The 26012-nt window shown below is 64.4% G+C and carries 21 protein-coding genes; 13 read left to right on the forward strand and 8 right to left on the reverse strand.

From position 1 onward, the window contains the following. Nucleotides 1-24: 24 nt before the first annotated feature. Nucleotides 25-1665, reverse strand: a complete 1641-nt coding sequence (gene dacB, locus BPHY_RS02350) for a D-alanyl-D-alanine carboxypeptidase/D-alanyl-D-alanine endopeptidase (RefSeq protein ID WP_041763675.1) — start codon at nucleotides 1663-1665, stop codon at nucleotides 25-27. Nucleotides 1666-2011: 346 nt separating this feature from the next. Here dacB and BPHY_RS02355 point away from each other — a divergent pair, with 346 nt between their 5' ends. The 6 genes from BPHY_RS02355 (at nucleotide 2012) to BPHY_RS02380 (ending at nucleotide 7955) form a co-directional block, all read left to right on the forward strand. Then, entirely contained in the window at nucleotides 2012-2674 is a 663-nt protein-coding gene (locus BPHY_RS02355; RefSeq protein ID WP_012399886.1) for a response regulator, read from the forward strand. A gap of 4 nt (nucleotides 2675-2678) precedes the next feature. Continuing rightward, nucleotides 2679-3980, forward strand: a complete 1302-nt coding sequence (locus tag BPHY_RS02360) for an ATP-binding protein (RefSeq protein ID WP_012399887.1) — start codon at nucleotides 2679-2681, stop codon at nucleotides 3978-3980. A 113-nt stretch (nucleotides 3981-4093) separates the two neighbouring features. After that, on the forward strand, nucleotides 4094-5596 hold the full coding sequence (locus BPHY_RS02365; RefSeq protein WP_012399888.1) for a DegQ family serine endoprotease: 1503 nt from the start codon (nucleotides 4094-4096) through the stop codon (nucleotides 5594-5596). A gap of 241 nt (nucleotides 5597-5837) precedes the next feature. Further along, nucleotides 5838-6335 (forward strand): hypothetical protein, encoded by a 498-nt coding sequence (locus BPHY_RS02370; protein ID WP_012399889.1) that lies wholly within the window; start codon nucleotides 5838-5840, stop codon nucleotides 6333-6335. Between the two features lie 396 nt (nucleotides 6336-6731). Then, the gene (locus BPHY_RS02375) at nucleotides 6732-7175 is read left to right on the forward strand and encodes a DUF427 domain-containing protein (RefSeq protein WP_012399890.1); all 444 of its coding nucleotides are present in this window, start codon (nucleotides 6732-6734) and stop codon (nucleotides 7173-7175) included. A 33-nt stretch (nucleotides 7176-7208) separates the two neighbouring features. Beyond that, a complete protein-coding gene (locus BPHY_RS02380; RefSeq protein ID WP_012399891.1) occupies nucleotides 7209-7955 on the forward strand; it encodes a CoxG family protein in 747 nt (248 codons plus the stop codon). An 87-nt stretch (nucleotides 7956-8042) separates the two neighbouring features. Here the strand turns inward: BPHY_RS02380 and BPHY_RS02385 are convergent, their stop codons facing one another. Continuing rightward, the gene (locus BPHY_RS02385; protein ID WP_012399892.1) at nucleotides 8043-9095 is read right to left on the reverse strand and encodes a helix-turn-helix domain-containing protein; all 1053 of its coding nucleotides are present in this window, start codon (nucleotides 9093-9095) and stop codon (nucleotides 8043-8045) included. Between the two features lie 147 nt (nucleotides 9096-9242). Between BPHY_RS02385 and BPHY_RS02390 the strand changes: the two genes are divergently transcribed. Further along, nucleotides 9243-9872, forward strand: coding sequence for a cysteine hydrolase family protein (locus BPHY_RS02390; RefSeq protein WP_012399893.1), 630 nt, complete (start codon nucleotides 9243-9245; stop codon nucleotides 9870-9872). Between the two features lie 92 nt (nucleotides 9873-9964). Here BPHY_RS02390 and BPHY_RS02395 read toward each other — a convergent pair whose 3' ends face one another. Then, nucleotides 9965-10600 carry a TetR family transcriptional regulator gene (locus tag BPHY_RS02395; RefSeq protein WP_012399894.1) on the reverse strand — a complete coding sequence of 212 codons (636 nt, stop codon included), beginning with the start codon at nucleotides 10598-10600 and terminating at the stop codon, nucleotides 9965-9967. 426 nt (nucleotides 10601-11026) lie between these two features. Here BPHY_RS02395 and BPHY_RS02400 point away from each other — a divergent pair, with 426 nt between their 5' ends. Genes BPHY_RS02400 through BPHY_RS02410 form a run of 3 tightly spaced genes read left to right on the forward strand, consistent with a single transcriptional unit; the run spans nucleotide 11027 to nucleotide 17017 of the window. Next, nucleotides 11027-12277, forward strand: coding sequence for an efflux RND transporter periplasmic adaptor subunit (locus BPHY_RS02400; protein ID WP_012399895.1), 1251 nt, complete (start codon nucleotides 11027-11029; stop codon nucleotides 12275-12277). A gap of 17 nt (nucleotides 12278-12294) precedes the next feature. Continuing rightward, on the forward strand, nucleotides 12295-15489 hold the full coding sequence (locus BPHY_RS02405) for an efflux RND transporter permease subunit (protein WP_012399896.1): 3195 nt from the start codon (nucleotides 12295-12297) through the stop codon (nucleotides 15487-15489). Nucleotides 15490-15499: 10 nt separating this feature from the next. Next, nucleotides 15500-17017, forward strand: a complete 1518-nt coding sequence (locus tag BPHY_RS02410) for an efflux transporter outer membrane subunit (RefSeq protein ID WP_012399897.1) — start codon at nucleotides 15500-15502, stop codon at nucleotides 17015-17017. A gap of 245 nt (nucleotides 17018-17262) precedes the next feature. On the opposite strand, the gene BPHY_RS02415 is transcribed toward BPHY_RS02410, so the two are convergent. Next, nucleotides 17263-18678, reverse strand: a complete 1416-nt coding sequence (locus BPHY_RS02415) for a nucleobase:cation symporter-2 family protein (RefSeq protein WP_012399898.1) — start codon at nucleotides 18676-18678, stop codon at nucleotides 17263-17265. A 423-nt stretch (nucleotides 18679-19101) separates the two neighbouring features. Between BPHY_RS02415 and BPHY_RS02420 the strand changes: the two genes are divergently transcribed. From BPHY_RS02420 to fghA, 3 genes are all read left to right on the forward strand, one after another. Continuing rightward, a complete protein-coding gene (locus BPHY_RS02420; protein WP_012399899.1) occupies nucleotides 19102-20526 on the forward strand; it encodes a xylulokinase in 1425 nt (474 codons plus the stop codon). Between the two features lie 193 nt (nucleotides 20527-20719). Then, nucleotides 20720-21826, forward strand: coding sequence for an S-(hydroxymethyl)glutathione dehydrogenase/class III alcohol dehydrogenase (locus tag BPHY_RS02425; RefSeq protein ID WP_012399900.1), 1107 nt, complete (start codon nucleotides 20720-20722; stop codon nucleotides 21824-21826). Nucleotides 21827-21837: 11 nt separating this feature from the next. Next, nucleotides 21838-22683, forward strand: coding sequence for an S-formylglutathione hydrolase (fghA, locus tag BPHY_RS02430; RefSeq protein ID WP_012399901.1), 846 nt, complete (start codon nucleotides 21838-21840; stop codon nucleotides 22681-22683). A 67-nt stretch (nucleotides 22684-22750) separates the two neighbouring features. On the opposite strand, the gene BPHY_RS02435 is transcribed toward fghA, so the two are convergent. The 4 genes from BPHY_RS02435 to BPHY_RS02450 are packed head-to-tail and all read right to left on the reverse strand — an operon-like array spanning nucleotide 22751 to nucleotide 25939. Continuing rightward, nucleotides 22751-23542, reverse strand: a complete 792-nt coding sequence (locus BPHY_RS02435) for a metal ABC transporter permease (RefSeq protein ID WP_012399902.1) — start codon at nucleotides 23540-23542, stop codon at nucleotides 22751-22753. Continuing rightward, a complete protein-coding gene (locus BPHY_RS02440; RefSeq protein WP_012399903.1) occupies nucleotides 23535-24464 on the reverse strand; it encodes an ABC transporter ATP-binding protein in 930 nt (309 codons plus the stop codon). The genes BPHY_RS02435 and BPHY_RS02440 overlap by 8 nt, the downstream gene beginning before the upstream one ends. Beyond that, complete coding sequence (locus BPHY_RS02445) at nucleotides 24461-25390, reverse strand: metal ABC transporter solute-binding protein, Zn/Mn family (RefSeq protein WP_012399904.1); 930 nt, start codon at nucleotides 25388-25390, stop codon at nucleotides 24461-24463. The genes BPHY_RS02440 and BPHY_RS02445 overlap by 4 nt, the downstream gene beginning before the upstream one ends. Before the next feature lie 57 nt (nucleotides 25391-25447). Next, nucleotides 25448-25939 (reverse strand): Fur family transcriptional regulator, encoded by a 492-nt coding sequence (locus BPHY_RS02450; protein ID WP_012399905.1) that lies wholly within the window; start codon nucleotides 25937-25939, stop codon nucleotides 25448-25450. Nucleotides 25940-26012 lie beyond the last annotated feature (73 nt).

A 26012-nucleotide genomic window follows, 5' to 3' on the forward strand; every position in this document is an offset into this window, starting at 1 on the left:
GCACCGCTTCAATAGAAGGATTCCTCAGTGCGCGCCGCGGCGCTGAGGGTTTTTCCGGATTTTGCGGCCGGGCTCTTGCGCGGCATCGGCGGCTTGCGCGTTGGCCGTGCTCGCGAGCATGACGGACGGACCCTGATAGACCCATTCCAGCAGTTCGTCGTGCGCGGCGCGCGCGGCCTCCGCATGCGGATCGTTGATCAGGCTCACGACGACATAGCTTTGTCCATCGGCGGACGCGACATAGCCTGCGATCGCGCGCACGTCGCGCAGCGTGCCCGTCTTGATGTGCGCATTGCCGTTCACCGGCTGCGACGTCAGCCGGTTGCGCATCGTGCCGTCCACGCCGACCACGGGCAGCGAATCGACGAATACCTGCGCAACGGGGCTCGCGTTCGCGCTTTGCAGCAGGTCGGCGAGCGCGAGCGCGGTGATGTGCTCGTCGCGCGACAAGCCCGAGCCATTGTCGAGGCTCAGGTATTCCATTGGCAGCGCGCTGCGGTGCAGGAACGATTCGATTGCATCCGCCGACTTCGCTGGCGTCGCGGGCGGCCGGTTGATCACGGCGCCGATCGTCAGGAACAGATTGCGCGCCATCGTGTTGTTGCTGAACTTGTTGATGTCGTGAACGATGTCCGACAGCATCGGCCCCTGATGCGTGGCTACGAGCTTCGCGTCGATAGGCACGGGACCTTCGCGCGTCGTGCCGTTGAACGTGCCGCCCGTCTGCTGCCACAGCGCGAGGAAGCCGCCCGCGAAGAACGCCGTGTGATCCAGCACGGCCACGTTGACCGTGCGCTCGCCACAGTGCAGCGGATAGTCGCCGATGAACGACGCATTGACCACGCCGTTTGCGGCAGGCGTGACGGCGGGCGTGACGAGCTCGCCGCGGCACGGGCCGCGCGTCGCGTGCAATTCGTTGTCGATCTGCAGTTGTGCGAGCGCGGGCAGCACGTCGATCTGAACCTTGCCGTCGTCGGACGGCGACATCCTGAACGACAGCGACTTGAACGCGTACAGCAGCGGATCGGGACCGACGTTGTACGGCGCGTTTGCGTCGTCGTCGAAGGCAGGCAGGTCGCGGGTCGACGGATCGAAGAAGCGCTTGTCGAGCACGAGCGCGCCGTCGATGCCCGTGATGCCCGCCTTGTGGATCTTCTGCACCAGATCGATCAGCTCTTCCGGTACGAGCTTCGGATCGCCCGTGCCCTGAATGTAAAGATTGCCGTGCAGCACGCCGCTGCCGTCGATATTGCCTTGCGCGTAGGCCGTCGTTTTCCAGCGGTAATCCGGGCCGAGCATCGACAGGCCGGAAAAGGTGGTGACGAGCTTCATCGTCGACGCGGGCATCATCGGTTTGCCGGCATTGAGTGCTAGCACGGGTGTACGGTCGCCGACCTTTTCGACCACCACGCTAATGGACGACAGCGGCACATGCGCGTGCTGCAGCCCTGCCATCACGGCGGGCGGCAACACGGTGCTGACGTTGACGGCCGGTCGCTGCGCTTTCTTGCGCGCCTCGGCGGGCGCGGCGACAGCGAGCGCGGCGCACGCAAACAACACGGCGGCAGCGCGCGACACGGCGCGAGGCCTCCGCGACGGCGGCACGAAACGGCGTCCGAGAGAGCGGGCAAACGACGAAACAAATGAAACGAAGGCGAGCGGCATGTGCGGAAAATCGGCGAAATTGCGGCGCGTGGCGGGTGGCGCGTCGTCGGACGGCGCGCCGCGCACAGTCACGGCAGCGTGATACGGTCTGCGTGGAAAGGCCTATGCAAGCGTAAGCGTGGCCGTGAATGTCTGGCGACGAAGCTGGCCGCGCCGCGCAAAAGCGCTCATTGTAGAGAGTTGCGATGACGTCGCGAAAAAAATGATCGCACGGTTTCGTGCGCGTCGCGCGATACGCGGTGTCATGCGCGCCTCATATGCAGCGGGCATGTATGAAAGATCGAACGAGGGCTCGGGCGCTAGAATGCTGGCATCTGAAACACACGGCCGGAACGGCTAGATAGCGATGCGCATACTTCTCGTTGAAGACGACCGGATGATTGCCGAAGGCGTGCGCAAGGCGCTGCGCGGCGAAGGCTTCGCGGTCGACTGGGTGCAGGACGGCGAGTCCGCGTTGAACGCGGCAGACGGTCAGCCGTACGATCTCGTGCTGCTCGATCTCGGTCTGCCGAAGCGCGACGGCCTCGACGTGCTGCGCACGCTGCGCACGCGCGGTCATCAGTTGCCCGTGCTGATCGTGACCGCGCGCGACGCCGTCGCGGATCGTGTAAAAGGACTCGACGCGGGCGCCGACGATTACCTCGTCAAACCGTTCGATCTCGACGAACTCGGCGCGCGGATGCGCGCGCTGATCCGCCGTCAGTCGGGGCGCAGCGAATCGACCATTCGCCACGGCAATCTCACGCTCGATCCCGCTTCGCACCAGGTGACGCTCGACGGCGCGCCCGTCGCACTGTCCGCCCGCGAGTTCGCGCTGCTCGCCGCATTGCTCGCGCGGCCGGGCGCTGTGCTGTCGAAGAGTCAGCTCGAAGAAAAGATGTACGGCTGGGGCGAGGAGATCGGCAGCAATACCGTCGAAGTCTATATTCACGCGCTTCGCAAGAAGCTTGGCGCGGAATTGATCCGCAACGTGCGCGGTCTCGGTTACATGATCGCGAAGGAAGCCTGACACGATGCGTTCGATTCGCCGTCAACTGCTTTTCTGGCTGCTCGCCATCGTGTTGCTCGGCGTCGGCATCGCGGGCTGGCTGATCTACCGCCAGGCGCTCGCCGAAGCCAACGAACTGTTCGATTACCAGTTGCAGGAAATCGCCGCCGCACTGCCCGCCGAGCCGTTCTCGCAGGTGCTTAGCTCGCGCGACACGGGCGACGAAGGCATCGTGCTGCAGATCTGGAATCGCAACGGCGTTCTGATGTACTACTCGCATCCGCGCGCGCCGCTCGCGCCGCGCGCCGAACTCGGCTTCTCGACGGAGCGCACGGAGCGCGGCGACTGGCGCGTGTATGGCGCGATCGTCGGCGACAACGTCGTTCAGCTCGCGCAGCCGCTGTCGGTGCGCAACCGGCTCGCCGCGAACGTCGCGCTGCGCACGCTATGGCCGCTGATCGTGCTGCTGCCGCTGCTGGGCGTGGCCGTGTGGGGCGTGGTCGGACGCGGGCTCGAGCCGCTGCGGCGCGTGACGGGTGCGCTCGACACGCGTCATCCCGAAGCGCTCGATCCGCTGCCCGACTCGCGTCTGCCGCTCGAAGTACAGCCGCTCGTGCGGGCGTTGAACGGTCTGCTCGAACGCCTCTCGGTCGCGCTCGATACCCAGAAGGCTTTTGTCGCCGACGCCGCGCACGAACTGCGCACGCCGCTTGCCGCCGTGCAGATCCAGTCGCAACTGGTGGCGCGCGCGCAAGACGAAGCCGAGCGCAGCGAAGCGTTGCGCGATCTGCAGGCGGGCGTCACGCGCGCGACGCGTCTCGCCGAACAGCTGCTCGCGCTCGCGCGTTCCGAACCGGACGGACACGCGGCGACGGGCACAGTCGACCTCGACGCGCTCGTGCACGACTGCGTGACCGCGCATCTGCCGCTCGCGCAGAAGCGCGGCGTCGATCTCGGCATCGAGGCGAGCGAGCCCGCGACCGTTGCAGGGGACATGGAAGCGCTGCGTGTGATGCTCAACAATCTGATCGACAACGCGACCAAGTACACGCCGGAAGGCGGGCGTGTCGACGTGTGTCTGCGTGTCGACAATGGCAGACCCGTCGTCGAGATTGGCGACAGCGGCCCCGGCATTCCGCCTGACGAACGCAGCCGCGTGTTCGATCGCTTCTACCGCGTCGGCGCGGGTGCGAACCGCGCGCGCACCGACGTGTCGGGCAGCGGTCTCGGCCTCGCGATCGTGCGCCGCATCGCGCTCCAGCATCACGCGAGCGTCGCGCTCGACGACTCCGCATCGGGCGGTTTGCTGGTCAGCGTGCGCTTCTGAATCCCCCATCCAGCAAGGCTTTCATCGCGGCTGCGTTGTTTAAGACTGATTTAAGAGACGCCACGTACGCTTCGATTCATCGAAGAGTCAACTCTCCCAATCAGGAGTACACGATGAAAGCAAATATGCTGACCCGTAGCGCCGTCGCGGCGGCCGTCGTCATCGCTTTGTCGGCGGGTTATGTGGCCGGCCACCGCAATGTCCCGGCGCCCGCGGTGATCACCCCGGCCGTGGCCGCGATGATGCCCGCCGAAGCCGCGGCCAAAACGGGTATCCCCGATTTCTCGGGTCTCGTCGAAACTTATGGTCCCGCTGTCGTCAACATCAGCGCGAAGCACGTCGTCAAGCAGACGGCGATGCGCGGCGGCAACAACAGCGGCCAGTTGCCCATCGACCCGAGCGATCCGTTTTATCAGTTCTACCGCCACTTTTTTGGCCAGATGCCGGGTGGCCCCAATGGCGGCGGTGACGACGGCGGCGACCGTCCGAGCGCGAGCCTCGGCTCCGGCTTCATTATCAGCAGCGATGGTTATGTGCTGACCAATGCGCACGTCGTCGACGGTGCGAACGTCGTCACCGTGAAACTCACCGACAAGCGCGAGTACAGGGCGAAAGTGGTCGGCGCCGACAAGCAGTCGGATGTCGCAGTCCTGAAGATCGACGCGAAGGATCTGCCGACCGTGAAGATCGGCGATCCGCGCCAGAGCAAGGTCGGCCAGTGGGTCGTCGCGATCGGCTCGCCCTACGGCTTCGACAACACGGTGACGTCGGGCATCATCAGCGCGAAGTCGCGCTCGCTGCCGGACGAGAACTACACGCCGTTCATCCAGACGGACGTGCCCGTGAATCCGGGTAACTCGGGCGGCCCGCTGTTCAATCTGCAAGGCGAAGTGATCGGCATCAATTCGATGATCTATTCGCAGACGGGCGGCTTCCAGGGCCTTTCGTTCGCTATCCCGATCAATGAGGCGATCAAGGTCAAGGACGATCTCGTAAAGACCGGCCACGTGAGCCGCGGCCGTCTCGGCGTCGCGGTGCAGAGTGTGAACCAGACGCTCGCGGATTCATTCGGCATGAAGAAGCCGCAAGGCGCGCTGGTCAGCTCCGTCGATCCGGGCGGCCCGGCGGCGAAAGCAGGCCTGCAGCCCGGCGACGTGATCCTGTCGGTGGATGGCGTCGACGTGGTGGATTCGGCGGCGCTGCCTTCGCAGATCGCGGGCATCAGGCCGGGCAAGCAAGTCGACGTGCAGGTGTGGCGCGACAAGTCGACGAAAGATATGAAAGTGACGATCGGCTCGTTGTCCGACGTGAAAGCGGCCGCGAACGACGACGGTGGTCCCGCGCAGATGCAAGGCCGCCTCGGCGTCGCCGTGCGTCCGCTGACGCCGCAGGAGAAGAGCGGCGCGTCTGTGTCGCACGGTCTGTTGGTGCAGGACGCGAGCGGCGCGGCGGCGAGCGCGGGTATCCAGCCCGGGGACGTGATTCTGGCCGTCAACGGACGCGCGGTGTCGAGCGTCGATCAGCTGAAGCAGGCGGTATCTGGAGCAGGTAACAGCATCGCGCTCCTGATCCAGCGCGACAACTCGCAGATCTTCGTGCCCGTCGATCTGGGCTGACATTGAACCCGGACTGACCTGGCGCGAGCAGCGGATGGCGTCGGCAGGCGCGGGACGGTAAAAGCTGCCGGTCATGGAAAAAGTGGCGGTTCGCTGCGTGTTCGAGCGAGCCGCCATTCTTCGTACAGGTCCGAATTAGGCGGCGCTCCCCGCCGCCACGCAATGCGTACGCCACGGGCATACAGATTGCGTGTGCAAGTCGATCAGGACCGCTTGGGTTCGACCTGGAAGGAGCCATGCAATGATTCATCGTCGTACCGTCGCCCGCGCCGTCTCGGTTGCGGCAGCGACCGTTCTCACGCTCGGTTTGGCAGGCGGCGCGCTGGCGCAGCAGGCCAGCGAGGTCACGGGCGGGACAACCACCGACAGTACCAGCGCAGGCAACGCCAACGGCGGCGGCCTGCCGCAAGTGCAGCAACAGGGCGACGTGTCATACACCTCGGGCGGCGTCGGTCTCGACGAGTCGAAGGCGCTGCTTGCCGCGCAAAGCCAGTGGCCGTTGTCGCTGCGCTTCACGGGGCCCGGTTCCGACTACCTCGCTGACGTCAAGGTCAAGATCGTCGACGCGCACGGCGGCAGCGTGCTCGATACCACGTCGCGCGGGCCGTACATGCTTGTGAGGCTGCGCCCCGGCCGCTACACCGTGCACGCCGCCTACAAGGACAATGAGCAGTCGAAGCCCGTCACCATTCCGGCGAAGGGCACGGCAAAGGCTGCCTTCTATTGGGGTACCCAGTGAGCCGGCCCGGCGTCCCGATCACATCGTGAGCGGGCGAGAAACGACAGGCGCGGGCCTGCGTCGGCGAAGGGCAACAGACGCGCACGGCAACTGGCGGACGGTGTGTGTTTCAGGGAGAGCGGCCGCGGCCCGCCGTGGCAATCCGTCGAGAACCGCGCGGCAATCCGTAGAGACCCGATGTGCTACGAAGGGCGCGCAGGCGCGGCGCGTTTGGTCAATAATGAAGCCACGGACACGCTCCGTGGCTTTCGCATTCGAAGCCGACGCCGGGTGACCGAGGGAGACGCGCATCGCACAATCACAACGAAGCGGCGCGTGCCACGAATGCCTGGCTGACAAATCGGCCGGGCGGCCAATCGGAGCGTGCACGCACGTGCCAGCAGCGGAGCGGACGACATGAACGATGCCCCATCCGGCGCAAGCGCCGACAACTCGGACAGCAGCCACGCCAGACACGGCGGCGGTGCGCCAGCGCACAGCGGAAGCGAAGATGCGAGCCATACGATTACCATTGCGGCTAACCAGCATCGGGTGCGCGTAATTCATCAGGGCGTGACCTTTGCGGATACGCACACAGCACTCACCCTGAGCGAAACCGGTTGTGCCGACGTGGTTTATTTCCCCCGTGCCGACGTGAACATGGCGCGGCTCATCCGATCGGCGCATACGTCGCATTGTCCGTTCAAGGGCGAAGCGTCGTACTTCCATCTGCATACGGAAGACGAGACGATCGAGAACGTCGTCTGGAGCTACGAAAACCCTTTGGAGCGAGTGAAGCAGATAGCTGGGTATGTTGCGTTTAGCGCATCGCGTGTCGACCGCATCGATCAGACGTCCTGATCCCGCCGTCGCGCGTTCATCGGGGAGGCTGTCATGGAATTGAACGACGCATTGAGAGTGCCGCTGGCGCCGTCCGAAGTGTGGGACGCGTTGCAGGATCTCGCGCTGCTGCGCGCGAGTCTCGACAATTGCGAGTCGTTGCGTCGGCTCCAGGGTGGCGAATATCTGCTGACGATGACGGTGCCGCTCGGGCCGCTGCGCGCGCACTATCACATACGCGCGCACGTCGCGAGCGAGGACGGCGCGCTGAGCGCGAAGCCGCATCGCACGCTGAACTTCAAGGCGCGCGCGGAGGGCGTCGGCTCGCTGCGCGGGCAAATCGACGTATCCCTGCGCACCGACGATCATCTTCATCTGCCGGGCCGCGGTCCGAGCACCCGCATCGACTATTCGGTGTGGGCGACCTCGACGGGACCGCTTGCGCAACTGCCCGCGCGCCAGATCGAAAACGCACTGCACGAACTCGCCGACGACTTCTTCACCGAGTTCTGCGCCGTCGTTCAGGCGAAGCACGGCAAAGGCCCCAACCGCGCGACGGGTATGCAGGGGCGGCGCCAGCACGTATTTCTGCGGCCGATCAGCCTGAGCGGGGTTGCGCGCCGTGCCCGGCTGCACGAGCAGCAGTACGGCGGCACGCTGACGGGCCGCGCCGCGCACTCGCTGCTGCACGGCCTGCATCACGAGCACGATCCGCACGTGCTGCCAAACTGGGCATGGGCGGTGATGATCTTCTTTGTCGCGTTGCTGCTCTACGTCGCGCGCTACTTCACGCAGGGCTGACAGAACCGTCGGGCCGGGCGCGAGCCCGGAGGCCTTCAGCGCGCGCTGCTGTCGTCGCGCTGGCGTCGTCGCGTGCCGTGTCGCGCATCACATGCCGCGAAACTCCCGCCGCCACGCGGACGGCGACGTCCTGAACGCGCCAGCGAAATGCTGCCGCAGCGATGCCGTCGAACCGAATCCCGCCATGCCCGCAATCGACTCGATCGGCTCGTCCGTGCCTTCGAGCAGTTGCTGCGCGCGCGCAAGGCGTTGCGTCAGAAGCCATGCGCTTACGGTCGTGCCCGTCGCCGCCTTGAAATGCCGCGTGAACGTGCGGCGGCTCATCGCGGCGCGAGCGGCGAGCGAATCGAGCGTGTGCGGCGCGTCGAGCGTGCCGTTCACCCAGTCGAGCAGCGCGGACAGGCGGTTGCCGCGCGTCTGGGGCGGCATGGGCTGCTGCACGTACTGCGCCTGGCCGCCCTGGCGATGCGGCGGTATCACCAGCCGCCGAGCGATGTAGTTCGCGCTCTGCGCGCCGCACAGCTTGCGCACCACATGCAGGCAGCAATCGAGGCCCGCCGCCGTGCCCGCGGAAGTGAGGATGTCGCCGTCATCGACATACAGCACTTGCGGATCGACCTTCACCTTCGGAAAGCGCCTGGCGAAGTCGGCGGCCCACGCCCAGTGCGTCGTCGCCGGGCGTCCGTCGAGCAGACCCGCGGCTGCAAGCACGTAGGCGCCGAGGCACAGTCCGACGAGTTGCGCGCCGCGTGCGTGCGCCGTGCGCAGCGCGTCAAGTAGTCCGGCGGGCGGGGCTTCGTCGGGATCGCGCCAGGTGGGCACGATGATCGTGTCGGCGTCGGCGAGTGCGTCGAGACCGTGCGGCGCGGCGATCGAGAAACCCGCGGTTGTCGACAGTGGGCCGGCTTCGATCGAGCAGACGCGGAATTCGAAGCCGAGCACGCCGCCGTCGCTGCGATCCTCGCCGAAGACGACGCAAGGCACCGAGAGATGGAACGGGCTGATGCCGTCGAAGGCGATGGCCGCGACAACGTGTGCCTGCTTTGGTGCGGCGCGGCTTCCGGCGTCATGTCGCGCACGGGCATCGGATTCCGGCGATTGGCTCGGGTTCAAGGCGGACGTCGCAGCAGCGCGGGCCATCGCGGCCTCCCGTTCGAAATAGCGAATGGCCCGATCCTAGCGAAAATTGTCATGTGGGTCACTGTCGTGCGACGGGCTGACGGCGAACAATGCGCACATCCCGGCTGCACCATCAGCCGCCCGTTTCAATCATCAAGGAGAGTTGCCATGCCCACGCCACGCCGCGCCCTGATCGTCATCGATGTGCAGAACGAGTACGTCACAGGCGACCTGCTGATCGAATACCCCGACGTGCAGACGTCGCTGTCGAACATCGGCCGGGCAATCGATACGGCGCGCGCCGCGCGGATTCCCGTCGTCGTCGTGCAGAACTTCGCGCCGGCCGGTTCGCCGGTCTTCGCGCGCGGCAGCGAAGGCGCGCAGCTGCATGCCGTGGTCGCCTCGCGCCAACACGATCACTATGTCGAGAAAGATCTGCCGAGCGCGTTCACGAACACCGATCTGGCCGGCTGGCTTGCGGCGCATGAGATCGGCACCCTGACGGTGGTCGGCTACATGACGCATAACTGCGACGCGTCGACGATCGTTCACGCATTGCACATGGGTCTTGCCGTCGAATTCCTGCACGACGCGACGGGTTCGGTGCCCTATGAGAACAGCGCGGGCTTTGCCAGCGCCGAAGAAATTCATCGCGTGTACAGCGTCGTGCTGCAATCGCGCTTCGCGGCGGTGGCGAGCACGCAGCAATGGGTGGAGGCCGTGGAGTCGGGCGGGCAGCTGGAACGCGGCTCGATCTATGCGTCGAACCGGAAGGCGCGCGCGAAGTCTGCCGCGTAAGTGAAGCTGGAAGGGTGTCGGGTACGCCGGCGCCCGCACAGCGCATCAGCTGTCCGGGCGAGCCTCGCTCGATCAATGCAGAGGCAGTGCGCTCAAGCGCCCATGCGCAGCGCCGGGCTGCGCAGTGCATCGATCATGCTCTCGACCATCTGCCGCGCATGCCGGCCGAAGTCCAGCACTTCCGGCACGAACAGCATGTCCTTCAATGATCCGCTGATGAACGCGTGGACCATCGACGCCGCCACGGGCACGTTCATGTCGGCGGGCAGTTGCCCTTTGGAGATCGCGTTGCGCATACACGTCTGGATGTTCGTCAGGCCCTCGCGCATCGTGTTCTGGTAGCGCGCCATCACGGGTCCCATTTCTTCGACGAATTCGCACTTGTGAAACAGGATGTCGAACACGCGGCGGCGGTGCGGATCGTTCGCCGTGTCGCGCAGACAGACAGTGCAGATCTCGATGAGGCGGCCGAGGGGATCCGCCTCGTTCGGGTCGACGGAGGCCGCTTTCAGTTCGTCGAGCGGCAGCAGCACGCGGTCGAACATTTCCGTGAAGAGCTCGCCCTTGTTTGCGAAGTGCCAGTAGATGGCGCCACGCGTGACGCCCGCCGTCTGCGCGATATCGGCCAGCGACGTACGCGATACCCCTTTCTCGGAGAAGACCTGCTCGGCTGCATCGAGGATGCGGGTGCGCGTCTCCTGCGCTTCTTCCTTGGTTCGACGGACCATTCTTGTGACCTGGGGTGAATACGGGTTTCCCCTGAAGTTTTTAAACGCGCCTGATAAAGATCATTTCACGTGCACGTTAATGCGTGGCGGATCTTTCGGGGGAAGGCCTTCTTTCGGGTTGAACGCACTTTTACGTGCATTCGTGAATGTATATATAATAGCACCCCATCGATCGGATGACTCATGTTGCAGTGAACGGTTAATATCCGTCACTGTTGTCTTTTCATGCACTTTTGCGCTGTCTCAAAGAATGGGCGGCGCGGTGCGGCATTTCCCGGTTTGGCGCATTTCGCAATGGGTGCACCCGCAGGAAAAGCATTCTTGAGCGTCCGGTCACGGCGTCGTTGAGATGCCAATGTGCACAAGCCTTCTCCGGAGAGAGATGCACGCACTTTTTCCTTCTCAGTCTTTGACAGAGGTCGCTCCATGCGCGTCGAACGGGTTCCATTCCGCTTACTCACTGCCGCGACGGCTGCCGTAATGCTGGCAGCGTGCGGACAAAAACAATCAGCACCTCCGCCTCAAACTCCTGAAGTCGGCGTCGTCACGGTCCAGCCGCAAGCCGTGCCCGTCGTCACCGAACTGCCGGGCCGCACCAGTGCGTTCCTCGTTGCGCAAGTGCGCGCGCGGGTGGACGGCATCGTGCTGCGCCGGGAATTTACGGAAGGCACGCAGGTCAAGGCCGGCCAGCGTCTGTACAAGATCGACCCGGCGCCGTACATCGCCACGCTGAACAGCGCGAAGGCATCGCTTGCCAAGGCGCAGGCGAATCTCGCGTCGACCACCGCACAGGCGAACCGCTACAAGGTGCTGGTCGCGGCGAACGCCGTCTCGAAGCAGGACTACGACAACGCCGTGGCCGCCGAAGGCCAGGCGGCCGCCGACGTCGCAGCGGGCAAGGCCGCCGTCGACACCGCGCAGATCAACCTCGGCTATACGGACGTCGTGTCGCCCGTGTCGGGCCAGGTCGGGATATCGCAGGTCACGCCGGGCGCGTACGTGCAGGCGAGCCAGGCGACGCTGATGTCGACCGTGCAGCAACTCGATCCCGTCTACGTGGACGTCACGCAGTCGAGCCTTTCGGGCCTGAAGCTGCGCCGCGCAATCCAGGCAGGCCGCCTGAAGACCAACGGCCCGAACGCCGCGAAGGTCGAGCTGGTGCTCGAAGACGGCCGCGTCTATTCGGAGAAGGGCAAGCTGCAGTTCACCGACGTCACCGTCGACCAGACCACGGGCTCAGTGACGATCCGCGCGATCTTCGCGAACAAGGATCATGTGCTGCTGCCGGGCATGTTCGTGCGCGCGCGCATTGAGGAAGGCGTCAACGAAAACGCGCTGCTGGTGCCGCAGATCGGCGTCACGCACGACCAGAAGGGCCAGCCGACGGCGCTCGTACTGAACAAGGACGGCAAGGTCGAATTGCGCACGCTGCAGGCCACGTCGACCTACGGCCAGTACTGGGTGGTCGAAGGCGGCCTGAATGTGGGCGATCGCGTGATCGTGAATGGCGTCGACAAGGTCAAACCGGGCGCGCAGGCGAAGGGCGTGCCGGCCCAACTGCCGCCGCCGGCCGCAGCATCGGACGCGAGCGCGGCGGCTGCGCCGGGCGCGCCCGCCGCAAGCGGCGCGCAGGCAGCCAGCGGCGCGGCCGCGGCCTCCGCTGCATCGGGCGCGTAATCAAGGGAGCCTGCTTCATGGCAAAGTTTTTTATTGATCGCCCGATCTTTGCTTGGGTGATCGCCATCATTCTGATGCTGGCGGGTCTGGCGTCGATCTTCACACTGCCCGTCGCGCAATATCCGACCATTGCGCCGCCCGCCGTGCAGATCAGCGCGACCTACCCGGGCGCATCGGCGAAAACGGTTGAAAACACCGTCACGCAGGTGATCGAGCAGCAGATGAGCGGTCTCGACCACCTGCTGTACCTGTCGTCGACTTCGGACGACTCTGGCACGGCTACCATCACGCTGACGTTCGCGGCGGGCACCAACCCGGACATCGCGCAGGTGCAGGTGCAGAACAAGCTGCAGCTCGCGACGCCGTTGCTGCCGCAGGTGGTGCAGCAGCTCGGCACGAAGGTCACGAAGTCGAGCAGCAGCTTCCTGCTGGTCATGGCGTTCGTGTCGACGGACGGCAGCATGACCAAGTACGACCTCGCGAACTACGTCGCGTCGAACGTGCAGGACCCCGTCAGCCGTATCGACGGCGTGGGTACCGTCACGCTGTTCGGCTCGCAGTATGCGATGCGGATCTGGCTCGACGCCCACAAGCTGACCAACTTCGGCCTCACGCCCGTCGACGTCGAAACGGCGTTGCAGGCGCAGAACGTCCAGGTGGCGGGCGGCTCGCTCGGCGGCACGCCGTCGATTCCGGGCCAGCTGCTGCAGGCCACTATCAGCGAAGCGACGCTGCTGACCACGCCCGAGCAGTTCGGCAACGTGCTGTTGAAGGTCAACCAGGACGGCTCGCAGGTGCGCATCAAGGACGTCGCACGCATCGAGCTGGGCGGCGAAAACTACAATTTCGACACCAAGTACAACGGTCAGCCGACGGCGGGCTTCGGTATCCAGCTGGCGACGGGCGCCAACGCGCTGGCGACGGCGAAGGCCGTGCGCGACAAGATCGACCAGCTCTCGAAGTACTTCCCGCATGGTCTCGTCGTGAAGTACCCGTACGACACGACCCCGTTCGTGCGACTGTCGATCGAAGAAGTGGTCAAGACGCTGCTCGAAGGTATCGTGCTCGTGTTCCTGGTCATGTACCTGTTCCTGCAGAACCTGCGCGCCACGCTGATCCCGACGATCGCCGTGCCCGTGGTGCTGTTGGGCACGTTCGCGATCATGAGCGCCGTGGGTTTCTCGATCAACGTGCTGTCGATGTTCGGTCTAGTGCTCGCTATCGGCCTGCTGGTGGACGATGCCATCGTGGTCGTGGAGAACGTCGAGCGGGTGATGTCCGAGGAGGGCCTGTCGCCGAAAGACGCAACCCGCAAGGCGATGGACCAGATCACGGGCGCGCTGATCGGCGTCGCGCTGGTGCTGTCGGCCGTGTTCGTGCCGGTGGCGTTCTCGGGCGGTTCGGTCGGCGCGATCTATCGTCAGTTCTCGCTGACGATCGTCGCGGCGATGGTGCTTTCCGTGCTGGTCGCGTTGATTCTCACGCCGGCGCTGTGCGCGACGATCCTGAAGCCGATCCCGCAGGGCCATCACGAAGAGAAGAAGGGCTTCTTCGGCTGGTTCAACAAGACCTTCGACAGGAGCCGCGACAAATACCACTCGGGCGTGCATCACGTGATCAAGCGCTCGGGCCGCTGGCTCATCATCTATCTGGTGGTGATCGTCGCGGTGGGTCTGCTGTTCGTGCGTTTGCCGAAGTCGTTCCTGCCGGATGAAGACCAGGGCACGATGTTCGTGCTGGTGCAGACGCCGTCCGGCTCGACGCAGGAAACCACGGCGCGCGCCCTGAAGGACATCTCCGACTGGCTGCTGAACGACGAGAAGTCGATCGTCGAATCGACGTTCACCGTGAACGGCTTCAGCTTCGCGGGCCGCGGCCAGAATTCGGGTCTCGTGTTCGTGCGGATGAAGGACTACGCGGAACGTCAGCACGCGAACCAGAAGGTTCAGGCGCTGGTCGGACGGATGTACATGCACTTCGCGGGCTACAAGAACGCGGTCGTGTTCCCGGTCAATCCGCCGTCCATTCCGGAACTGGGTACGGCGTCGGGCTTCGACTTCGAGCTGCAGGACCGCGCGGGCCTTGGCCACGAAAAGCTGATGGCGGCGCGTAACCAGCTGCTCGGCATGGCCGCGAAAGATCCGACGCTCGCACAGGTGCGTCCGAACGGTCTGAACGACACGCCGCAGTTCAAGGTGTCGATCGATCACGAAAAGGCGGCGGCGCAAGGCGTGAGCCTCTCGACCATCGACCAGACGTTCTCGATCGCATGGGCATCGGCGTACGTGAACAACTTCCTCGATACGGACAGCCGGATCAAGAAGGTGTACCTGCAAGCCGACGCACCGTTCCGTATGACGCCCGAGAATCTGAGCGACTGGTACGTGCGCAATACGGCGGGCAGCATGGTGCCGTTCTCGGCCTTCGCAAGCGGCCAGTGGACCTACGGTTCCCCCAAGCTCGAGCGCTATAACGGCATTTCGGCCGTGGAAATCCAGGGCCAGGCGGCGCCCGGCAAGTCGACGGGTCAAGCCATGACGGCGATGGAAGCGATCGCGGCGAAGCTGCCGGCGGGTATCGGCTATGAATGGACGGGTCTGTCGTTCCAGGAGCGACAGTCGGGTTCGCAGGCGCCGATCCTGTACGGCATCTCGATCCTCGTCGTGTTCCTGTGTCTTGCCGCACTGTATGAAAGCTGGTCGATTCCGTTCTCGGTGATCATGGTGGTGCCGCTCGGCGTGCTGGGCGCGCTGCTCGCGGCGACACTGCGCGGGCTGGAGAACGACGTGTTCTTCCAGGTCGGTCTGCTGACGACGGTGGGGCTGTCCGCGAAGAATGCCATTCTGATCGTGGAATTCGCGCGAGAGTTGCAGCAGGGCGAAGGCATGGGGCCGGTGGAAGCGGCGTTGGAAGCGGCGCGTCTGCGGTTGCGTCCCATCCTGATGACGTCCCTCGCGTTCATTCTCGGCGTGCTGCCGCTTGCGATCAGCAACGGCGCGGGTTCGGCCAGCCAGCATGCAATTGGTACGGGTGTGATCGGCGGTATGTTGACGGCGACCTTCCTCGCGATTTTCATGATCCCGATGTTCTTCGTGGTGATTCGCGCGAAGTTCACGGGCGAGAAGGAAGACCCGGACGAAGCGATGAAGCACTACAACGAGCACCATCCGCATGAACCGCCAGGCGGCAGCGGCCCGGGCAACGCCAGCTGAGGACATTGAGATGCATAAATATTCGTTGATGGCAGTGGCCGTCGCGCTGTTCGCCACGGGCTGCACGATGGAGCCGACGTACCACCAGCCGGCCGCGCCCGTTTCGGGCACGTTCCCGAGCGACGGCGTGTACGCGACGCAACCCGTGCCCGGTGCGGGCGCGCGCTCGGCGAACGGCCAGCCGGCGGTGGAGATCGGCTGGCGCGACTTCTTCGTCGATCAGCGCCTGCAACGTCTGATCGAGATCGCGCTGAAGAACAATCGCGATCTGCGCGTGTCGGTGCTGAACATCGAGGCTTCGCGCGCGCAATATCAGATTGCGCGCGCGGCGCTGTTCCCGGCGCTCGACGCTTCCGCGTCGCAGACGAAGCAGCGCACGCCGAAGAATCTGTCGGTGTTCGGCAATACGATTTCCAACGAGTATTCGGTCGGCTTGAATGCTTCGTGGGAAATCGACTTCTTCGGCCGGATTCGCAGCCTGAAGGACCAGGCACTCGCGCAGTATCTGGCGACGGCACAGGCACGCAAGGCGGCGGAAATCGCGCTGGTCGCATCGGTCGCGGATCAGTACATGACCGTGCTGGCCTATGACGATCTGCTGAAGGTCACGGAGAACACGCTTAAGAGCGCGCAAGAGTCTTATCGGATCACGAAGTTGCAGTACGACACGGGTACGGGTTCTGAACTCGACCTGCGTCAGGCTCAGACCGTTGTCGAGCAGGCGACTGCGAACCTGCAGTCGCAGGCGCGTTTGCGGGCGCAGGCTGAGAACGCACTTGTTCTCCTTGTTGGTGAGCCGTTGCCGTCTGATATGCCGAGCGGACTTATCCTCGACGATCAGAATCTGCTGACGGACATTCCGGCCGGTCTGCCGTCGGATCTGCTCACGCGACGTCCCGACATCATGGAGGCCGAGCAGAACCTGCTGGCGGCCAACGCGAATATCGGTGCGGCGCGCGCGGCCTTCTTCCCGAAGGTTTCGTTGACGGGCAGCTTCGGCACGCTGAGCCCGACACTCGGCGGGCTGTTCAAGCCAGGTTCGGCGGCGTGGAGCTTCGCGCCGACGATCACGCTGCCGATCTTCGAAGGCGGCCAGAACATCGCGAACCTGGATCTCGCCAACGTCGAGAAGAACATCCAGATCGCGCAGTACGAAAAGGCGATTCAGACGGCGTTTCGCGAGGTGGCCGACGGGCTCGCGGCGCGCGGCACCTACGATGAGCAGATCAAGGCGCTCGAACGCGATACGTTCGCGGAACAGCGTCGACTGGATCTGTCGGACCTGCGTTACCGGAATGGCGTCGACAGCTATCTCGCGGTGCTGACCGCGCAGACCAGCCTGTATAGCGCACAACAGCTGCTGATCACGGCGCGCATGGAGCGTCTGACGAACCTCGTCGATCTGTACAAGGCGCTCGGCGGCGGCTGGATCGAACATGCAGGCGATCAGCCGCGTCCGGCGGACGCGCCTGTCGATTACGGCGCGGCCAGCGCGCCTGTTGCCGCTTCGGCCGCGACGGCGGGCTGACCCACCGGGTTCGAGCGACGGAAGCTTCTTTTCCGACTGCAAAACGCCACGGCATGCCGTGGCGTTTTTTTTGCGCGCTTCGTGCAAACGCTGGCCTGATGGTCAGGCCTCGCGGTCAGTTCGGTTCTCCAGATCGTTTCCAGGCGCTAGCATCGAAACGGGATCGGTCGGCGAAGCAGATCAATCTGATGAAGGAGGCTCGGGATCTGGGGCCGAACGCACGTTGCGTTTGTCGCGGCGTCTGCTTAATGCATGTCGGCGGCACGCAGCATGTCGTCGCCGGCGATGGCATTGTCATTGCTGCCGCGTCCGTCGAAGTCGTGGCCAGCGCGGCGAATCTCGCGCTTGGCGGTGCGTTCGCCCTTCACGCCATTGAAGATCAGGTTAAGCACGACGGACGAAACCGACGCCAGCAGAATGCCGCTGTGCAGAAGCGGTGACAATGCGGGCGGCAGCCTGGAAAAGAAGTGCGGCGAGACGACGGGTACGAGTCCGAGACCGATGCTCACAGCAACGATGAAGAGGTTGTGATGGTTCTTCACGAAGTCGACCTTCGACAGGACCTTGATGCCGTTCGCGGCCACCATGCCGAACATCACAATGCCTGCGCCGCCCAGCACGAAGGCGGGCACGGACGCGACCACTTGAGCCATCTTCGGGAACAGGCCGAGCAGCACAAGTATCACACCGCCCATCGCGCACACAAAACGGCTCTTCACGCCCGTCACGCCGATCAAACCGACGTTTTGCGAGAACGACGTGTGCGGGAACGAGTTGAAGATGCCGCCGATCAGCGTGCCGAGGCCGTCCACGCGCAACCCGCGAACAAGCGTCTTCTGGTCGACGGGACGCTCCACCATGTCCCCGACCGCGAGGAACATCCCTGTGGATTCAATGAACGTGACGAACATCACGGTCACCATCGTCGCAATGGAAAGCGGATCGAAGTGCGGCAGGCCGAAGTGGAACGGCATGACGAAGCCGACCCACGGCGCGTTCGTCACGCCTTCCATGTTCACGCGGCCCAGTAGTGCGGCAATCACGAAGCCCGCGACGATGCCGAGCAGCACGGAAATATTCGCGATGAAGCCCTTGCCGAATTTGTTGATTAGCAGAATCAGCGTGAGCACGACGAGCGACAGGCCGAGATAGACGGGATTGCCGTAATCCGGATTGCCGACGCCGCCCGCTGCCCAGTTGATGCCGACTTCCATCAGCGAAAGCCCGATCACCGAGATCACCACGCCCACCACGACGGGCGGGAAGAAGCGCAGCAGCTTGCCGATCATCGGTGCGACGACGATGCCGATCACGCCGGCCGCAATAGTCGAGCCGAAGATGTCGAGTATGCCGAGGTTCGGATTCGTGCCGATCGCAACCATCGGACCGACGGCGGCGAACGTGCAACCCATGATCACAGGCAGCCGGATCCCGAATATCCACAGGCCGAGCGTCTGGATCAGCGTAGCGATCCCACAGGAAAAAAGATCGGCGCTGATCAGAAAGGCGATTTGCTCTTTCGGCAGATTGAGCGCGCTGCCGATAATCAGCGGCACCGCGACGGCACCTGCGTACATCACCAGTACGTGCTGAATGCCGAGCGTCAGCAACTGGCCGAAGGGCAGTCGCTCGTCGCACGGATGAACCGTGTTCGAGTGCATCTTGTCTCTCTCCACATCTCGTTTTGGGATGACTCCAAGGTATGCGGGACGAAAAGACGCCACAAGACCACGGCTGCCTATTTCAACCTTTACCGCGACGATATGCGTGAACCAGATTTGGAACACGCTGGTTAGGCGAGAACGCGCAAATTCGCCGGAATCCCTTATGCCGTGGTGGCTTGCCGGAAATTCATCAACAGGGCCTTCTGCCGCGACGTATCTGTGCCCATATGATGTGTATTGCGGTTCGCACATAATGCGTTTTCGGCGTGCGCGAAATCAGGGGTGGGTTAACCCTCGCGGGCGAGCGTGACGTGTGACAATGCCTGTCCGCCGTCTGCCGCGCAAAGCAGGCACACGCAAGGTCCATGCAGTGCGCAAAAAGACCATCCATCGCAACCGCTTACTCAACGCATCGCATTCATGTCCTTTCTTGGCATCGATCTCGGTACAGGTTCACTGAAGCTCGCGATCATCGACGACGAAGGCCGCGAGCAGTGCTCGACGAGCATCGCCTATGCAATCGACACGCCGCATCCCGGTTGGGCGGAGATCGACCCGCTGATCTGGTGGCGCGCGCTGTGCGAAGCTGCCGCGCGCTTTCCCGACGCCCAACGCAGCGCGGTGCGAGCAATCGGCTTTTCCGGTCAGATGCATGGTGTCGTACTGAGTGACGCGCATGGCAACGCCGTGCGGCCCGCGATGCTCTGGCCCGACACGCGCGCGTTGTCCTTGCTGGATGCATGGCCCGCGCCTCAGCCCAATCCCGTTGCACCGGGCATGGCTGGTCCGCTGTTGCGGTGGGTCGCGTTGCACGAACCGCAATCGATTCTGGCTGCACGCTGGGCGATGCAGCCCAAAGACTGGGTGCGCCTGAAGCTAGGCGGAGCGATCGCGAGCGACCCCTCGGATGCTTGCGCGACAGCGCTCGCCGAACCGTCCGGCGCCTGGGATCGCGCGTTGCTCGACCGGCTTGGCTTGCCGGGCGAATGGTTCGCGCCGCTAGCGCCGTCGTATGCCGCGGGCGGCACGCTGTCGGATGAAGCGGCTCAGGCGCTCGGTTTGCCCGCGGGCGTTTTGCTTGCGACGGGTGCTGGCGACACCCCATGCGCTGCGCTAGGCAGCGGACTGACAGGCGACGGCGACGCGCTGCTGACGACGGGCACGGGTGGCCAGATTCTCGTACTCGCGACGGACGAGCCCGACGCGGTGCCGGGACTACATCGCTATCGGGCGGCGACGGATCACTGGTATCGGATGGCCGCGATGCAGAATGTCGGCGTTGCGCTCGAAGCCGTGCGCGGCTGGCTGTCATATGAATGGCAGCACGCCTACCGTGACGCATTCGAGTCCGATGTCTCACCCGGCCTCACGTTTCTCCCGTATCTCACAGGCGAGCGCACGCCGTGGCTGAATCCCGCCGCGCGTGGCGGATGGCTGGGCCTTGCACTGGGCACGTCGCGGGGCGCGATGATGCGCGCGGCGTTCGAAGGCGTCGCGTTCTCGTTGCGCGCAGGACTCGATTCGATCCGGCAGAGCGGTGCGCGTGTATCGGCGTTGAGGCTGGCGGGCGGCGGCTCGGTCGATCCGCGTTGGCGGCAGTTGCTAGCCAATGCGTTGCAGGTCGAACTGCACGCCGTCGATTGCCCGAACGCGGCGGCGCGTGGCGCCGCCCTGCTCGGTGGCATCGCTGCCGGCCATTGGCACGCGGGCGACCTTGCTGCGCTGGCTCCTGCGGCAACGCGCGTCGCCGGGCCGCAGGGCGACGCGCAACTCGCCGCGCGTTACGCACGCTTCATCGATCTTTACGGCCGCGTCGAGCCCTGGTTCGCGCAGCTGTCCAGATGACGCACGCGCCGTCGCATGAGGACAATCGCGCGACGCGGCTTGCCATTCACGCGGCCTGCAGATGCGCGATCATGTTCGGAGCGCGGCGCGCGTGCGTGAGCGACAATGCGGGCCGCAACGGTTCAAGGCAACCCGCACGCGGATTCGCAAGAACGGCGGGTAACAGGTTCAAGGAACTACAGGAGCATTCACGATGAAGACGAAAGCAGCAATCGCATGGAAAGCAGGCGCACCGTTGACGATCGAAGAAGTCGATCTCGAAGGTCCGCGCGCCGGTGAGGTGCTGATCGAGGTGAAGGCGACGGGTATTTGCCACACCGACTACTACACGCTGTCGGGCGCCGATCCGGAAGGGCTCTTCCCCGCGATTCTCGGTCATGAGGGCGCAGGCGTGATTGTCGATACCGGCCCCGGCGTCGGCACGCTGAAGAAGGGCGATCACGTCATTCCGCTCTACACGCCCGAGTGCCGTCAATGCAAGTTCTGTTTGTCGCGCAAGACAAACCTGTGTCAGGCGATCCGCGCGACGCAGGGCAAGGGCCTGATGCCCGATGCGACCTCGCGTTTCTCGCTCGACGGCAAGCCGCTGTTCCACTACATGGGCACGTCCACGTTCTCGAACTACATCGTCGTGCCGGAAATCGCGGTCGCGAAGATTCGTGAAGACGCGCCGTTCGACAAGGTCTGCTACATCGGCTGCGGCGTGACGACGGGTGTCGGCGCGGTCGTGTATTCGGCGAAGGTGGAAGCGGGTGCGAATGTCGTCGTGTTCGGTCTGGGTGGCATCGGCCTCAATGTGATCCAGGGCGCCAAAATGGTAGGGGCCGACAAGATCATCGGCGTCGATATCAACCCGGGCCGCGTCGAACTCGCGAAGAAGTTCGGCATGACGCACTTCATCAACCCGAACGAGGTCGAGAACGTCGTCGATCACATCGTGCAACTGACTGACGGCGGCGCGGACTACTCGTTTGAATGCGTCGGCAACACGACGCTGATGCGCCAGGCGCTCGAGTGCACGCACAAGGGCTGGGGCCAGTCGTTCATCATCGGCGTGGCGGCGGCCGGTCAGGAAATCAGCACGCGTCCGTTCCAGCTGGTCACGGGCCGCGAGTGGAAGGGCTCGGCGTTCGGCGGCGCGCGGGGCCGCACCGATGTGCCGAAGATCGTCGACTGGTACATGGAAGGCAAGATCAATATCGACGACCTGATCACACATCACCTGAAGCTCGATCAGATCAACGAAGGCTTCGACCTGATGAAGAAGGGCGAGTCGATCCGCTCCGTCGTCATCTACTAAAGGAGCGCGCGATGCTCGAACTGATCGAATCGCACGCGTCGTTCGGCGGCACGCAGCGTATCTACAGCCACGAGTCGAAGGCGATCGGCTTGCCGATGCGCTTTTCCGTCTTCATGCCGAAAGAGGCGTCGCAGAAGAAGGTGCCGGCGCTGTTTTATCTGGCCGGGCTGACCTGCACCGAAGAGACGTTTCCGATCAAGGCGGGCGCGCAGCGCTTCGCCGCACAGCACGGCATCGCGCTGATCGCGCCCGACACCAGTCCGCGCGGCGCAGGCGTGCCGGGCGAGACGGACTCGTGGGACTTCGGCGTCGGCGCGGGCTTCTACGTCGATGCGACGCAGGAACCCTGGTCGAAGCACTATCGGATGTATTCATACGTGCGTGACGAGCTGCGCGAGACGGTCGTCAACGAATTGCCCGTCGACGGCGCGCGGCTTGGCATCTTTGGCCACTCGATGGGCGGTCATGGCGCGCTGATGCTGGCTTTGCGCAATCCGGACATCTATCGGTCCGTGTCGGCGTTCGCGCCGATTGCCGCGCCGACGCGCTGTCCGTGGGGCGAGAAAGCGTTCAGCGGTTACCTGGGCGCCGATCGCGAAGCGTGGAAGCACTACGACGCAAGCGAACTCGTCGGCAAGGCCTCACGCAAGTTTGCCGAAGGGATTCTGGTGGATCAGGGGCTCGCCGACAACTTTCTCGCGCAGCAGCTGAACCCCGACGTGTTCGAAGCCGCGTGCAAGGCAGCCGATCAGCCGCTCACGCTGCGCCGGCATGAGGGCTACGACCACGGCTACTTCTTCATTTCGACGTTCATCGAGGACCACCTCGCCCATCACGCGAAGGTGCTGCTCGGCTGAAGTTGCGGGCCGCAAGTGTAGAAAGCAAAACGGGGTGGCTCCTTTAGCCACCCCGTTTCTTTTCGCGCTATCTGCGCGCATGTTGCACCAGCAGACTCGCGCCGTATACCAGCGCCGCGAGCAGCGTGATCCAGAAGCTCGTCGGCCAGTCGGTATAGAAGGCGAGCGTCACGCCGATCCACGCCTGCGCGAGTGCGAGCAGCGCAGCGAGCACGAGTCCGACAGAGAGCCGCGTCGACAGGTTTTGCGCGGCGGCGGCCGGTCCGACCATCAATGTAAACACGAGCAGCACGCCGACGATCTGCGTGCATGCGGCGACGGCGAGCGCCGCGATCGCGAGAAACAGCACCGACACGAGCCGCAGCGACACCCCTTTCGCTTCCGCCAGCTCGGGCTGCAGCGAAGCAAACAGCAACGGGCGCATGATTGCGGCCAGCGCGATCAGACTGACGACGCCAAGCGCGGCAAGCACGGCGAGCGTCGACGAACTGACGCCGAGCACGTTGCCGAACAGCAGCGCCGTGACCTGCGTCGCATAGGCGGTGAAGAAGTGCAGAAACAGAAGGCCGAAGCCAAGCGCGAGCGACAGGATCACGCCGATGGCCACATCGCGGCCCGCCAGCTTTTCGCCGAGCGCGCCCATGCCGACGCCCGCCGCGAGCGTGAAGCCTATCATCCCCCAGATCGGCGAAATACCGATCAGCACCGCGCCCGTTGCGCCCGTGAAGCCGACGTGAGACAACGCGTGCCCCGCGAAGGTCTGCCCGCGCATCACGAGGAAGTACCCGACGATGCCCGACAGCACGGCCACAATCCCCGACGCCGCGAAGGCGTTCACCATGAAATCGTATTCAAACATCGTGCGTGTGTCCGTCGCGTGAGGCGTGGTGGTGGGCTTCTTTCGGGCCATGCGAATGCCCGTGGCCGTGCGGCTCGCCGTGTTGATGGTCGTCGTCTTCGTGTTCGTGATCGTGCTTTTCGACATCGAAATCGCCCGACATCACGAAGATGCGGCCGTTCACGCGCATCACATCGATGGTCGAACCGTAAAGGCGCGAGAGCACCGGCTTCGTGATCACTTCATCGACGGTGCCGAGCGCCGCCACGCCATTGCCCAGATACAGCACGCGGTCGAGCGCATGCAGCAGCGGATTGAGTTCGTGCGCCGAGAACAGCACGGCGATGCCGAGTTCCTGCTGCACACGCTTGACCAGTTCGACGACGGTTTTCTGATGATGCGGATCGAGGCTGATCAGCGGTTCGTCGAGCAGCAGCAGACGCGGATTGCCGAGCAGGCATTGCGCGAGCAGCAGCCGTTGGCGCTCGCCGCCCGACAGCTCTGACAGCGGACGTGCAGCCAGCGCGCTGCCGTCAACCAGGTCCAGCACACGGTCGACATCGGCGCGCGCCTTGGCGTCGGCATGCGGCAAGCCCCATCGATGCCCGTCCGCAGCCATCGCCACGAAGTCGCGACCGCGCACGCGCCGGCCGGCGAGCGCGCTGCGCGTCTGCGGCATATAGCCGATTGACGGATTGCCGCGCACGACGGGCTGGCCGAGCACGCGCACCGTACCGCCCGCCGCCGGCACGAGGCCGAGCACCGAGCGCATCAGGGTCGTCTTGCCCGCGCCGTTGGGCCCGAGCACGCCGATGAATTCGCCCTGGTTGATCGTGAAGCTGGTGTCGCGCAGGATCGTTCGGTCGCCGAGTTCGAGCGTCACGCGATCGAGTTCGAGCACGGGGGTCGTGCCCGACGATGCCTGGCGGCGAGGCGTGTTCATGGAGTCTTTCCCTTGTTCGTGCTGCTGAGGTTGCTTGCGGCGAGCGCGTTGCCGAGCGCATCGAGTTGCGCCAGCATCCATTGCTGGTAGCTCTGGCCGGCGGGTTGCGTCTCCGTCACGCTCACCGTCGGCACATGCGATTGCTGCGCGAGTTTCAGCATGTGTCGGGTCAGAGCCTCGGTTGCCTGGCTGTTATAGATGAGAACGCGCACACGTTGCTCGCGAAGATCGCGCTCGAACGCGGCGATATCCGACGCGCTCGCTTCCGTACCGTTCATCGCGGCCAGCTGGAAGCGCTGGTTTCGCATGTCGACGCCGATTGCATCCGACATGTAGCCGAACACCGGCTCCGTTGCCGTCACGCTCACGTGCGCGTACTGACTGCGCAGCGCCGCAACCTTGTCGTCGATTGGCTTGAGCGAGCCGAGAAACTTCGCGAGGTTCGCATCATACGCCGCCTTGTGCGAAGGATCAGCCGACGCGAGCGCCGCGCTCACCGCACGCGCAACGGCGCGCATCGTCGACGGGTCGTACCACAGGTGCGGGTTGTCGCCGCTCTTCTTGCCGACGAGTTCCGCTGCGACGATCGTTTTGCGCCTGTCGTTCTTCGATGCGCTCAGCAGTTTCACCATCCAGGGATCGTAGTCGGCGCCGTTGTAGACGACAAGGTTCGCATGCTGCAACGCGCGAGCCGTCTTCGGGCTCGCTTCGAACAGATGTGGATCCTGATCCGGATTGCTGAGAATGCTCGTCACTTCGACGCGGTCGCCGCCCAGTTGCTGCGCGACGTCGCCATAGAAATTCTCCGCCGCGACGACGGTAATTTTCGCGTCCTGCGCATGCGCGGCCTGGCCGAAAGCGACAGCAAACAGCGTCGATGCGACGGCGCGCGTCAGAAGCTTCCACATCGAATTGTTCTTCTTCATCGGGATAACCTTTTGCCTGAGAGGCGTCTGGATTGCATGGGAAAGCGCGTGTGGGCGTCAGGCGTGGCCGTGCTTGCAGGCGGCGCACAGTCCGCTCAACTCGACGACCTGGTGATGCACCTCGAATCCCTGGGCGGGCGCGCTGCGCGACAACTGCGCGGCCAGCCTGTCGCCGGGAATCTCGACGGTTTCGCCGCATGCGTCGCACATGAGGAACTGGCTCTGATGTGGCTCGCCCATCTGGCAGCACGCGAAAAATGCGTTCTTCGATTCGATCCGATGCACGAAGCCATGCTCGACGAGGAATTCGATCGCGCGATAGACGGTCGTCGGCGGCACGCGGCCGCGTTGCGGTTCCAGCGCGGCGAGCAGATCGTACGCGCCGACGGGGCGCTCGCTCTCTGCGATCAGCGTGTAGACCTGGCGGCGCAGGGTCGTCAGCGCGAGACCGCGCTCGGCGGCGAGCGCATCGGCTCGCGCCAGCTTATGCGCGAGCCGCGCCGCCTGATCGCCGGCAACGGCGGAATGAAGACGGGACGAGCGGGTCATCGGACGAACTCCGGAAGCAACCGATTGAATGAAGGCGCAATGATATAACGTATCTCGAAAAAAATGTCATTGC

Source organism: Paraburkholderia phymatum STM815 (assembly GCF_000020045.1).
Taxonomy (GTDB): domain Bacteria; phylum Pseudomonadota; class Gammaproteobacteria; order Burkholderiales; family Burkholderiaceae; genus Paraburkholderia; species Paraburkholderia phymatum.

Coding starts and splice junctions, on each gene's coding strand:
- dacB (WP_041763675.1), bottom strand. CDS start 1,665: ATGCCGCTCGCCTTCGTTTCATTTGTTTCGTCGTTTGCCCGCTCTCTC.
- BPHY_RS02355 (WP_012399886.1), top strand. CDS start 2,012: ATGCGCATACTTCTCGTTGAAGACGACCGGATGATTGCCGAAGGCGTG.
- BPHY_RS02360 (WP_012399887.1), top strand. CDS start 2,679: ATGCGTTCGATTCGCCGTCAACTGCTTTTCTGGCTGCTCGCCATCGTG.
- BPHY_RS02365 (WP_012399888.1), top strand. CDS start 4,094: ATGAAAGCAAATATGCTGACCCGTAGCGCCGTCGCGGCGGCCGTCGTC.
- BPHY_RS02370 (WP_012399889.1), top strand. CDS start 5,838: ATGATTCATCGTCGTACCGTCGCCCGCGCCGTCTCGGTTGCGGCAGCG.
- BPHY_RS02375 (WP_012399890.1), top strand. CDS start 6,732: ATGAACGATGCCCCATCCGGCGCAAGCGCCGACAACTCGGACAGCAGC.
- BPHY_RS02380 (WP_012399891.1), top strand. CDS start 7,209: ATGGAATTGAACGACGCATTGAGAGTGCCGCTGGCGCCGTCCGAAGTG.
- BPHY_RS02385 (WP_012399892.1), bottom strand. CDS start 9,095: ATGGCCCGCGCTGCTGCGACGTCCGCCTTGAACCCGAGCCAATCGCCG.
- BPHY_RS02390 (WP_012399893.1), top strand. CDS start 9,243: ATGCCCACGCCACGCCGCGCCCTGATCGTCATCGATGTGCAGAACGAG.
- BPHY_RS02395 (WP_012399894.1), bottom strand. CDS start 10,600: ATGGTCCGTCGAACCAAGGAAGAAGCGCAGGAGACGCGCACCCGCATC.
- BPHY_RS02400 (WP_012399895.1), top strand. CDS start 11,027: ATGCGCGTCGAACGGGTTCCATTCCGCTTACTCACTGCCGCGACGGCT.
- BPHY_RS02405 (WP_012399896.1), top strand. CDS start 12,295: ATGGCAAAGTTTTTTATTGATCGCCCGATCTTTGCTTGGGTGATCGCC.
- BPHY_RS02410 (WP_012399897.1), top strand. CDS start 15,500: ATGCATAAATATTCGTTGATGGCAGTGGCCGTCGCGCTGTTCGCCACG.
- BPHY_RS02415 (WP_012399898.1), bottom strand. CDS start 18,678: ATGCACTCGAACACGGTTCATCCGTGCGACGAGCGACTGCCCTTCGGC.
- BPHY_RS02420 (WP_012399899.1), top strand. CDS start 19,102: ATGTCCTTTCTTGGCATCGATCTCGGTACAGGTTCACTGAAGCTCGCG.
- BPHY_RS02425 (WP_012399900.1), top strand. CDS start 20,720: ATGAAGACGAAAGCAGCAATCGCATGGAAAGCAGGCGCACCGTTGACG.
- fghA (WP_012399901.1), top strand. CDS start 21,838: ATGCTCGAACTGATCGAATCGCACGCGTCGTTCGGCGGCACGCAGCGT.
- BPHY_RS02435 (WP_012399902.1), bottom strand. CDS start 23,542: ATGTTTGAATACGATTTCATGGTGAACGCCTTCGCGGCGTCGGGGATT.
- BPHY_RS02440 (WP_012399903.1), bottom strand. CDS start 24,464: ATGAACACGCCTCGCCGCCAGGCATCGTCGGGCACGACCCCCGTGCTC.
- BPHY_RS02445 (WP_012399904.1), bottom strand. CDS start 25,390: ATGAAGAAGAACAATTCGATGTGGAAGCTTCTGACGCGCGCCGTCGCA.
- BPHY_RS02450 (WP_012399905.1), bottom strand. CDS start 25,939: ATGACCCGCTCGTCCCGTCTTCATTCCGCCGTTGCCGGCGATCAGGCG.